Origin of the sequence: Chryseobacterium sp. ERMR1:04 (genome assembly GCF_001297705.1) — a bacterium.
Lineage (GTDB): Bacteria > Bacteroidota > Bacteroidia > Flavobacteriales > Weeksellaceae > Chryseobacterium.
In genome coordinates, this window is the sequence record NZ_LIRF01000006.1 from 329,343 (window position 1) to 341,354 (window position 12,012).

At 36.8% G+C, this 12,012-nt stretch carries 6 protein-coding genes and 1 rRNA gene; 5 read left to right on the top strand and 2 right to left on the bottom strand.

The genetic code is table 11. The annotated features are described in order from the left end of the window. Positions 1-86: 86 nt before the first annotated feature. Positions 87-974 carry an exopolyphosphatase gene (locus AMQ68_RS14735; RefSeq protein ID WP_054511387.1) on the bottom strand — a complete coding sequence of 296 codons (888 nt, stop codon included), beginning with the start codon at positions 972-974 and terminating at the stop codon, positions 87-89. After that, a complete protein-coding gene (gene ppk1 / locus AMQ68_RS14740) occupies positions 971-3,043 on the bottom strand; it encodes a polyphosphate kinase 1 (RefSeq protein ID WP_054511388.1) in 2,073 nt (690 codons plus the stop codon). The genes AMQ68_RS14735 and ppk1 overlap by 4 nt, the downstream gene beginning before the upstream one ends. Before the next feature lie 586 nt (positions 3,044-3,629). Here ppk1 and AMQ68_RS14745 point away from each other — a divergent pair. The 5 genes from AMQ68_RS14745 to AMQ68_RS14765 all read left to right on the top strand — a co-directional run. Then, positions 3,630-5,750: a type VI secretion system Vgr family protein gene (locus AMQ68_RS14745; protein WP_054511389.1), complete on the top strand. Its 2,121-nt coding sequence runs from the start codon at positions 3,630-3,632 to the stop codon at positions 5,748-5,750. Then, positions 5,728-6,135, top strand: a complete 408-nt coding sequence (locus AMQ68_RS14750) for a hypothetical protein (RefSeq protein ID WP_054511390.1) — start codon at positions 5,728-5,730, stop codon at positions 6,133-6,135. The genes AMQ68_RS14745 and AMQ68_RS14750 overlap by 23 nt, the downstream gene beginning before the upstream one ends. After that, positions 6,132-7,742: a DUF2235 domain-containing protein gene (locus AMQ68_RS14755; protein WP_054511391.1), complete on the top strand. Its 1,611-nt coding sequence runs from the start codon at positions 6,132-6,134 to the stop codon at positions 7,740-7,742. Before AMQ68_RS14750 ends, AMQ68_RS14755 begins: the two co-directional genes overlap by 4 nt. Positions 7,743-7,821: 79 nt before the next feature. Further along, on the top strand, positions 7,822-8,835 hold the full coding sequence (locus tag AMQ68_RS14760) for a DUF2931 family protein (protein WP_241775139.1): 1,014 nt from the start codon (positions 7,822-7,824) through the stop codon (positions 8,833-8,835). 2,092 nt (positions 8,836-10,927) lie between these two features. Beyond that, positions 10,928-12,012 (top strand): 16S ribosomal RNA (locus AMQ68_RS14765); the annotation flags it as partial.

A 12,012-nucleotide genomic window follows, 5' to 3' on the forward strand; every position in this document is an offset into this window, starting at 1 on the left:
ATTTTATACTGCAAATTTCAGTATAAAATCAGTACGTATGTTTTGCTGAGAAGCTCAAATTTGTTTTGTTGAAAAGCTCAGTAATATTAGTCTTTTTTGTCGTGCAACTGACTGTATATATTGTGGATAAGTCCGTCTGCGACAGATATTTTAGGAACGAATATTCTATTGATGTCTGCCCACGTCATCACATGATTAAAGATTTTTAAAGCATGCACTAAAACATCTGCTCTGTCTTCTCTTAAATTATGTTTTGTCATTCTTTCATCTACCGTAAGATCATGGAATTCTTTATGCATTTTTTTCAAATGAGAAAGAGTCATGGCTTTTCCGTCTTTCGTTTTGCTCATAGAGAAAACCTTGTTGATGTTTCCTCCGGAACCAATGGCGACAATAGGTTTTTTACTGGAAATATTGTTGCTGATCTCTTCCTTCATTTCTTTCCAGTTGTCTACCGTAACCAAATTATTCAACAAACGGATGGTTCCGATATTGAAAGATTTTTCATAGATCATTTTTCCGTTTTCATAGAATGTAAGCTCGGTAGAACCACCACCAACATCAATATATAAATAGGCAAATTCTTTGTCTAAACCTTCTGCAACGTGGTTTTCATAGATTAGGGTCGCTTCTTCATCTCCGGTAATAATTTCAATATTTATTCCGGAAGCATCTCTTACTTGTTTGATGATCTCTTGTCCGTTGGCTGCATCACGCATGGCACTCGTGGCGCAGGCTCTGTAATGTTCAACCTTATAAATTTTCATTAAGTCACTGAAAATTTTCATGGAATCAACCACCATTTTTTCTCTTTCCTCACCGATTTTTCCTAATGTAAAAACATCCATTCCTAATCTCAGAGGAATTCTCAAAAGATTAAGCTTAATAAATTCAGGTTTTTTATTATTAATTTTTACTTCATTAATCAAAAGTCGGGCTGCATTACTTCCTATGTCTATAGCTGCGATCTTCATTTCGTGCTTGTTTTAGCTTTTAAATATTTGTAAGTTTCTATCTGTGAGCGACAATCTTCTTTATCATTGCTGATATATTCATTGCTCAATTTTTTGTCTAAAATACGAGCTTTTACGTTATCTCTCAACTGTATGTCTAGAATATCTTTCAATTCTTTCTTTAAACTTTTATCGGTGATCTTTGCAGAGGCCTCAATTCTGTGGTCTAGGTTTCTGGTCATCCAGTCGGCGGAAGAAATATACATATCTTCTGCACCTTTATTGTAGAAATACATTACTCTGGCGTGTTCCAAATATTCATCCACAATACTGATTCCTTTTATTTTTTCTTGGAAATCTTTCTGGTTAATAGGGCAGTAGATTCCTCTTACAATCATTTTGATAATAACTCCGGCTTTTGCGGCATCATATAATTTTAGAATTAAAGCACGGTCACTCACAGAGTTGGCTTTAATAATGATCTCCGTTTTTCTTCCTGCTTTAGCTTCTTCAATTTCTTTATCGATGTGGTGAACAATCTTTTCACGCATAAACTGCGGACAGACAAGTAAATTTTTACAGGTTTTTAAAACAGGTAAATAATCTTCTTTAGGCTTTTTAAGAACATTAAAAACTTTATTAATATCGGCCATGATATGACGATCTGAGGTCATTAGCAAATGATCACCATAAATTCTGGCTGTTTTTTCATTAAAATTTCCGGTGCTTACAAAACCATATTGAAGCGTTTTATTCTGAGCTCTTTTCTTAATGATACAAAGCTTGGCGTGTACTTTTTTGTCTGGAATTCCGACTAAGACAGTGATGCCTTCCGGCTCCAGCATTTCTTTCCATTTTAAGTTGGATTCTTCATCAAACCTTGCCTGAAGTTCAAGCATTACCGTAACATCTTTGCCATTTCTTGCTGCATAAATCAAAGCATTAATAATCTTTGAGCTACTGGCCAAACGATATGCTGTAATTTGAATTGATTTTACATCAGGATCCATTGCTGCTTCACGCAAAAGATCAATAACAGGACTGTATTTATGGTAAGGGAAAGTAAGCAGAATATCTTTTGCCAGAATAACATCTGTCACTCTTTCGCCGTGTTCAAAAGCAGGATGTGAAAAAGAAGTTCTTTCTACAGGTTTTTCATACGATTCAAAAACGTCAGGGAAATCCATAAAATGTTTAAAATTATGAATTTTTCCTCCCGGGATGATGCTGTCTTTTTTTGTTAAATTCAGTTTACGGATCAGCAGTTCCAGCAAAGCTTTATCGATATCTTTATCAAAAACAAATCTTGTAGGTTTTCCTTTTCTTCTGTTTTTAATTCCTTTTTCTATTTTCTCTGCGAAATTGGTTTTGATGTCATTATCCAGATCCATTTCGGCATCTTTTGTCACTTTAAAAGCGTTCGCTGCAAATTCGTCATATCCGAAATAAGAGAAAATATGCGGTAAATTGAAGGTGATCACATCTTCTAGGAGCATTACATTTTTTTCCTCCGGATTTTCTGTTGGAAGCAAGACGAATCTTCCCACAAAACGAGAGGGGATTTCAATAATGGCATAATTGCTTGAATATTGCCAGTCTTTTTTTCTCATCGCAACGCCCAAATAAAGACTTTTATCCCTCATGTAAGGCATAGGCGTATTTTCGTGAAGTAGAATAGGGATCACGTTAGCTTCTACCACCTCATCGAAATACGTTCTTACAAACTCTTTTTGCTTAGCTGTTAAGTTCTTTGAATTTTTAATGAAAACCTTTTGATCTGCCATTTCAGACAGAATTTTTCTCCAGGTTTTATCAAAATTCTGTTGATGATTAATAACGATCTCGTTAATATTTTGAAGGATCTTTGAGGGCGGTTGGTAGAAAGATTCAGCGATTAATTTTTCTTTAAAATCCATTGCACGTTTTAATCCGGCTACCCGCACTCTGAAAAACTCGTCTAGATTGTTTGAAAAGATCCCCAGGAAACGGATTCTTAAATGTAAAGGAACGTTTTCGTCCATAGCTTCCTGCAATACCCTTTCATTAAAGGCTAGCCATGTGATATCTCTCGGATTAAAATGTAATGACATATTTGTGTAAAATTTATCAAAAATAATAATTCATAAGGTTTTGATCTCTATTTCTAAGGTTAAACTTTAATTAATTTTAACAAAGGTGAAAATATTTCTTATAAATGAAAACAAATATTGATTTTTAAATTACATCTGTGAATTTTAATTAATTATTTTTTATCAGAATGAGATAGGTTATAAAAATTTAAATTATGTAAATATTTCATTATCAGTTTGATAAGTGGGTTTTTGGAAATATTTTATTACATTTGAATATAAACACACAAATAAAACACAAATGATCTGTCAAACTCATCACATTTCCAGGAACTTTATTATCGTCTGTAATAGACAAAAGATAGGATTATAGCATAGCCAAGACCCTCATTTGTTGGCTTCTCATTTCCCATTCTGCAATCAATCTATATAAAACTCAATCGGTATAGATTGAGAATAATTGGAAGAAATCTCATTTTTTCTAAGAGCAAGTTGAAGGAATCTATTTTCCTAACCATCTATTCTTTTAAGAGGGTACCCTTCACCTATTCAATAGAAAAAATTATGAATAGATAGCAATACACCAATTCTAAAAAAAACACTACATATGAAAAACAGAAACAATGAAAATGAACTTATTTCTAATGAAGACTATTCAAAATTAAGAAAACCTTCTTTTATACCTGATAACAATGCAAAAGGTATTTCAGCAAATCATATTGCCGGAATTAACCGTGTGGTAGGCATTGAAGTTCTCGCTAACGGAAAACCTATTAAGCATTTCAAACACTTTAAATTAAAACAAAGTGCTATCAACCATCATGAGTTTGAAATTATTTTGGCCCATGACAGCTTAGAAAACCGCCAATCTCAAAATTTGGAGGATGCCAATAAGTTATTAGGAAAAAGATTCACCACTACTTTTAAATATAAAGATGCTGATACCGAAGATAATCCCAATAAGTCTTTTGTAGGCGTAATTACTTCCGTGGGTTTCAGTCGTGAAAAGACCAGTTTGGGAGATATTGTTCTTAAAGGATACAGTCCAACGATCTTGTTAGACAGCGCGCCTCATACGCAAAGTTTCGGAGGAGATTTACCCGTCAATATGGGAATCATTGCTAATGAAGTCATTAAGCAAGGGCTCAGTGGCTCTGATTTCGATTTTAATATTGATACCAACGACAGTTCACAGATTTTATACAGCAGTCAATATGATGAAACGCATTATAATTATCTGGCGAGAATGGCCGAGGCGTATGGCGAACAATTTTATTACGATGGCTATGTTTTACATTTTGGGAAACTTCCTGCACCTAGTAGTAAACGCATTCAATTAATTGAAGGAAGCAATGTAAGCGATCTCAACATAGAGATCAAAGCAGTCTATACAAAACCTCAATTTTACGGCTATAACAGCAGTAAGAATGAAAAATTGACATCAGGAGAAACTCCTATAAAACACTTGGGAGACTTGGCACAAACTGCCTACACAAACAATGATAAAATATACAAAACCCCTTCATTACAAGTGGCTCCTATAAAGGCTGCCACGCATTTGGATGTTGAATATTCTCAGAAAAGTTCCTCGGGTAGTAAAGCCGTTGATGTGATGAATGTTTCGGGCTCCACTTCTATTCCTTTTCTTCATCCGGGATGTGTCACCGATCTTAAAATAAGGGTACAGGATTCTAATCAAACCCGTCATCTCACCACGATTATGATTACAGAAACGACTCATGAAGTAGATGCCAGAGGATATTATAAAGGAAGTTTTGAAGCCATTTCTGAAGGAACAGGCTATATGCCCAAACCTGAATTTCATGTTCCAAGACCGGAACCTCAAATTGCTACAGTAATTTCAAATACCGATCCTGCGGGACAAGGAAGAGTAACAGTGCGATTCGATTGGCAACTCAATGATACCACCGATTTTATTCGAATGATGAGTCCTGATGCTGGCGGGACGGATCAGATTACACAAAACCGAGGCTATGTTGCGATTCCTGAGGTGGGGGATCAGGTGATGGTTAACTTTCAACACGGCCATCCCGACAGACCTTTCGTGATGGGAGGAATGTTTCATGGTGGCACAGGTTTAGGCGGCGGTGCAAACAATCACATGAAATCTTGGCAGACTAAAAGTGGAATAAAACTTCTGATGAATGATAATGAAGGAAGCGTGAATATTATTGACCCTAGCGGGAATACGTATTTGATGGACGGTCAAGGGAATATTGCCATTACAGCGCCAAATAATATAACATTTAATGCGGGAGGAAATTTAGCAATCAATGTGGGACAGAATATGACAACAACTGTTGAAATGAACTCTAATGAAACGGTTGGAATCAACAAATCTTTAAATGTGGGGATGATGAATATGTTGACCGTAGGGAAAGATTTTGTCACCAATATCATAGGAAAACTTAATGTGGTGGGACAGAATATGACAACAACTGTTGAAATGAACTCTAATGAAACGGTTGGAATCAACAAATCTTTAAATGTGGGGATGATGAATATGTTGACCGTAGGGAAAGATTTTGTCACCAATATCATAGGGAAACTTACCCATTATGTAAAGGGAGATATGGAAACCTTTGGCGAAAAAGAACATAAAACAATCGCTATAAAAGGGGTAGAGGTAAGTAGTGAAAATAAAGTAGAGCATCATGCCGAAAAAGAAATTAAAAACAACAGCAATGAAAAATCTAAAAATCACTAGCCAATCTCCTATTTTGAATCTAGAAAAAGATGAAATCTCCATTGTTGTTATTGTTGGGAAAAGTATGACTCTATTTAATAAGAGAAACCAAGCATTTTTTTTCTATACTTATGGTAATGAAGAGTGTCCCAGTAAGATTTATTTACGGCACGTTGTGGATGGAAAATCTAATGTTTTTGGTACCGGAGGATTCAATTTTTCTTTCTGTGGAAAAACCTATGAGCTAGAAAATCCTGGAGATTCTGTAAATATTGAAGACGGATCCATTGCGGTTTGTCTGAAATACTCGTATATGTTGGAGCTACTGGAATCTAGTTTTTATGTGTATGGCCAGGCAAAAGTGTATGATTTTATGAAAGAAGAATTTTTAATCCCACTATCATGAGCATTGAATATTTCGTAGAAGGAAAAGTAATCACTAAAGTGAAAGGAGATTATTCGGTGTTTTCTAAAGAAGATATTACTCATAACACAGGCATTTCTTTAGAACAATCCGGAAAAGAAAATGGGGTGAGTTATGGTAAAGCAAAAAATATTGATCCTAATAATAAGCCAGTTAATTTATTGGAGGTAAGTCTTAATCTTTTTTTTGACGGTACCCAAAATAATAAAACAAATTCAGATTTAGGGAAAGATTATAAAGAATCTAATCATGATGATGACAGCTATACCAATGATTATTCTAATATAGCCCGAGGATATGATGCGGTAGATCCGGCTGCTGAAAACCAAGTATCTTATTATATAGAAGGAATTGGAACAGAAGATGGTAAAGGTGAAATGCATCTGTTTGGTAATGTTCCTAATAAAGGAATTCTCTTTGGAACAGGCTCACGCGGTGTTATTGCCAAAGTATTGAAAGGTTGTATAAAAGGAGCTGAAGCATTAAAAAAATATGCTGGAAAAGACATTCATCTCAAGGTAAATGTCTTTGGATTCAGCCGTGGAGCAACAGCAGCCAGACATTTTTTGCACATTTCTAATACTTCAGCGAAAGTAGTTGAAAATAAGTTTGGAATTTATGCGCTTTCTCCTCAGCATCAGGATTCTTTAATAGACGCTGTTAGAATAAAAGCACATACTCCGCTAACAGATAAGCACGGATATTTTGGAGCATGTTTGGCCTATTGGGAGGTTATCCCACAAAAAATAACATTTAATTTTGCAGGGCTGTATGATACGGTAGCTTCTTATGGTTCTGAGCACCGTCCTAAAGAAATAGGAGGAATCCCAATCATTCCCGGAGATACTGAACAGTTAGGTCTTACTGCTATTAAGGAGGCGCATTTTACCTTACAAATAACAGCAGATGATGAATTCCGTGATAATTTTGACCTTACCAATATTGATAGTTGCGGGGTAAAAGGATTGCAGTTTATCTTACCGGGAGTACATTCCGATATTGGGGGTTGCTACGTTAATAAAAATGAAGAAAAAGTAGATTTATATGAGGAAGAAGGCAGCGGTGAAAAATGCTTAGAATTTAGAAGAATAATCATCGAAGAAGGCTGGTACAAACCCGAAGAAATATTTATCGAAAGACTGTCTCCGCATAGGAATGGGGTGGATGCAAGGCATATTTTAAAAGGAATCCGAAAGCCTTATAATACCTATGATAAAATTTCCTTTAATGCGATGTTTCATTACTCCCAAGGATGTGGAGTGAAATATGATAACGACTTGGCGGGTAGGCATAAAATAACCGATCCTTTTCTTTTGGAAATCCGAGACCAGTTGCTCCATTATATGAACGCCTGTACTTTGTTGCGAAATACCTATATTGAAGAGTATAACCGAAGCAACGACTCGGGAGATTATCTTACCCAATTAAATGCGTTGCATTACGAAAGTTTTGTAGATTTGGAAAAGCTTAAAATCTTGAGAAATCAATACCTTCACTGGTCTGCCAGTGCCACCAAAATAGGATACGGACCAAGGATTGGCAAGGTAACCAGCGGGAAAGAACGTACAAGAAATATACAAAATGGATAATATAAATAGTACAATACAAAACATCATCAACTACATACTCTGTTTTGTATTATGCATCAATCTTATACAATGTCAAAAGATGGAAGATAAAAAAATGGCGTTTCAGGTGGAAATAAGTTCTCCTGCCACAAAATACAGAATAGAACCTGTATTTGATAACATAAAGACGTTGGAAGGAAATCATGCAGGACTACCATATGGAGGAAGTTCCGGGAGCTGGGGAGATTCAGGCAAAGGATGGACGGAGCAATACGGAACCCCTATTGGGGCTGATATTACCTATTATTCAAGATATGAAGGCACAGAAACTTTTTATCGTCTGAATATAGATTTTCCTATAGATACAATAAAAGACTATATGGAGCGGGCCTATTCCAGAAAAGACGATTCAGAGGGAGAAACCCAGGAATACAAAAGGTTAGGGAGAGGTTTTCAATCAGGTGGTGGAAAGGCTTATGACAGCTTTTCTACCCTAGTTTTCGGTTTTGCTCCCAAAGGCATGGTAGTCGTCTGGTTAAATTTTGGGAATACCCGTATTGAGTTGGGGCGTTATCAGGCAAAACCTGTTACAGATCCTACTGAAATAGCCAAGGCCAAAGAAAAATACTTAGCGATGTATCGGATTAGCCCCGAACGTTATAAAGAGGAAAAAGAACTTTTTTTCATACCTGATGCTAGCCCTAAAGAATGGGATGATTATAGGGTACGTTATCATTGGCGTCCTGTGGTAAGTTCTACTCATCCTAAATTTAGATTGTTTGAAGTGCTTAATTATACCTATAATGGAGAAAAAGAAGGCGCATTAAGACCTTGGGTTCTAGATATGCCTTACAAAGAAAGAGCCATTCCTATGGAGATGGTATTCTTTTGGGAAACAGGAAAAGAAAAGCAGGAGCAACTGAATGCCCGAGCCTTTTTCAATTGGGAAAAAACCAATGAAGCCTTTAAAAAAGCAGGTAATAAGATCGATATGCAGGTGAAGATTGCGGAAGATAATAATTCTGTCGAAATTTTACTCAACGGGCAACCTTTAGAAACGGATAGTATTCGTATTTATCAGTGGTCAGGAAATTATAAGGAAAGTTATAAATAGAATTCATTACATTATAATAATTTTTTTCAGGAGCTTCATCCAGCTCTCCACTCATACTCCTCACGCCATCGCGCTCCAAGGCTCAACCCCTCTTACGCTCCAATCCAATGTTGCGGGGTACCCGTTTCTATCTGGGCTATGGTATTGGTCGTTCTTTTCAACAGTCAGCATTAGCATAAAGTTTGTCATCCTGTAAGGATCTCAATAGCTAAATTCAAAAAAAAGGATAGAGATTCTTCACTCCACTGGATTCCATTCAGAATGACAGCTTCACAAAATATTCAGAGATAAAATAAGAAAACGATGTATTCGAAGACAAATACTTCAAAGCTTACCTCGGGGGATTATTTATTGGTAATTCTCATCGCCTCTAAACCTAACAGGTTTTTGAAACCTGTTAGGTTTGCTTTAAGAGTAAAAAAATCAACATTTCATCCATCCACTATTGTCTATGCTCAATCTATTCAATACTTAACCAAACATCTGTGTCAATCTGCGAAAATCTGTGGGAAATGAAAAACAGTCCACTCACGCTTCAAGTCCAAACCTGCTAGATTTACTAGGGTATACCTTATATATAGTATACTTGGGATTGTATTTAATATTCAATAGAGGTGGGCTTCAGCCCACTTTAATGATATGAATATTAAAAGGCTTTAGCCAAAACTTAAATTATGACTTCCATTATCATTTACCTCCAGGTAGGAATAACTCAATAAATCAAAAGAATAAACTTTCCCTTTGTATTACTTTGATAAGTTTACGCCTTTGTTTAGCTTGTATACTCAAACTTCAATCATCCATTGTCTGACCTTGCGATAAAAAAGCATTTTGTTTATCCTTATTACCGAATCGAGCTTATACTAAACTGCCAAAGCCCAATATTTTTTCTCAAAAACAGTAACCACTCACTTTGTCATCCTGTAATGATCTAAACTATCTTTTTAGATAAAAATTCATTCATTAAAAAATCTGCTTCATCCGCTTGATCTGCGAGAGATTATTATTCTCAAACTTCATCTCGTGTAGAACTCCAATATTTCTTTGCATATCCTTTTCCATAAACCAATTCTAGGAAATGATCACACACATTTATACCTTCAAACATTCCGAGGCTAAGATCCTCGAACGCTATATTCCAATATCTGTGTAAATCTGCGAAAATCTGTGGGAAATAAAAAAGTAATCATTCCTTAAAGCTCATTCTCCTGTACCTAACTTATTCCTTCAAAAAAAAACTCATTTAGTGTTTTACAGCATCTGTGTAAATCTTTGCCATCTTCTGTAAGCGTCTAACCTTCCTTTTTAGATAAAAATTGATTCATTTAAGAATCTGCTTCATCCGCTAAATCTGCGAGAGATTATTATCCTCAAACTTGATTTCGTGTAGAACTCCAATATTTCCTTACATATTCTTTTTCCATAAACCAAACTCTGGAGCTATTCTCCCCCATTTATATTACCCAACCATAGTTTATCTTAGCCCTAAACCTCTCCATCACTAAGAACTCACCACCTCTCAACTCCTCCAACTCTCCCGCGTATCACCCCAATTACCCCCAACTCTCAAACGAATGTTTAAAACTTTTAGCTCTTATAATCAGAAGTTTAAAGTTTAATATGAACCCAAAGTAAACATTAAGTTAATAAAGTTTGGATTGGTGGGGTAAAAGAGAGTACTTTTGCCCCACTGAAAAACGATATGTTGATTGGTAGCGCAGAAGATAGTAAGACAAAATCTACACAACAAAAACGAATCAAAAAATAACTTAAACTTTTTCTTAGAAAGAGTTGGAAAAGTTAAAAAGATTTGTATCTTTGCAGTCCGGTAAAACGGGAGCAGAGGAGTAGAAGATAAGGAGTATTAAAAACGAGGTTAGGGTTATTTACAAGACACTAAATTAAGTTAGAAAACGCTTTGTCAATTAGAAATAAAGTTTTACTTTTGCACACGCAAATCTATACTGAAAACGACAGAAAATTAGGTATAGTAAAAAGCGTAAGATATAAGAAGATCATTGAAAAATAGATATAACAACCAAGTAAGGAAAAGACTAGAACGTTAATAACTTTGAGTGAGTCAGACAAACATACAATGGAGAGTTTGATCCTGGCTCAGGATGAACGCTAGCGGGAGGCCTAACACATGCAAGCCGAGCGGTATTTGTCTTTCGGGACAGAGAGAGCGGCGTACGGGTGCGGAACACGTGTGCAACCTGCCTTTATCTGGGGGATAGCCTTTCGAAAGGAAGATTAATACCCCATAATATATTGAATGGCATCATTCGATATTGAAAACTCCGGTGGATAGAGATGGGCACGCGCAAGATTAGATAGTTGGTGAGGTAACGGCTCACCAAGTCAATGATCTTTAGGGGGCCTGAGAGGGTGATCCCCCACACTGGTACTGAGACACGGACCAGACTCCTACGGGAGGCAGCAGTGAGGAATATTGGACAATGGGTGAGAGCCTGATCCAGCCATCCCGCGTGAAGGACGACGGCCCTATGGGTTGTAAACTTCTTTTGTATAGGGATAAACCTTTCCACGTGTGGAAAGCTGAAGGTACTATACGAATAAGCACCGGCTAACTCCGTGCCAGCAGCCGCGGTAATACGGAGGGTGCAAGCGTTATCCGGATTTATTGGGTTTAAAGGGTCCGTAGGCGGGCTCGTAAGTCAGTGGTGAAATCTCATAGCTTAACTATGAAACTGCCATTGATACTGCGAGCCTTGAGTAAGGTAGAGGTAGCTGGAATAAGTAGTGTAGCGGTGAAATGCATAGATATTACTTAGAACACCAATTGCGAAGGCAGGTTACCATGTCTTAACTGACGCTGATGGACGAAAGCGTGGGGAGCGAACAGGATTAGATACCCTGGTAGTCCACGCCGTAAACGATGCTAACTCGTTTTTGGGGCTTTAAGCTTCAGAGACTAAGCGAAAGTGATAAGTTAGCCACCTGGGGAGTACGTTCGCAAGAATGAAACTCAAAGGAATTGACGGGGGCCCGCACAAGCGGTGGATTATGTGGTTTAATTCGATGATACGCGAGGAACCTTACCAAGGCTTAAATGGGAATTGACAGGTTTAGAAATAGACTTTTCTTCGGACAATTTTCAAGGTGCTGCATGGTTGTCGTCAGCTCGTGCCGTGAGGTGTTAGGTTAAGTCCTGCA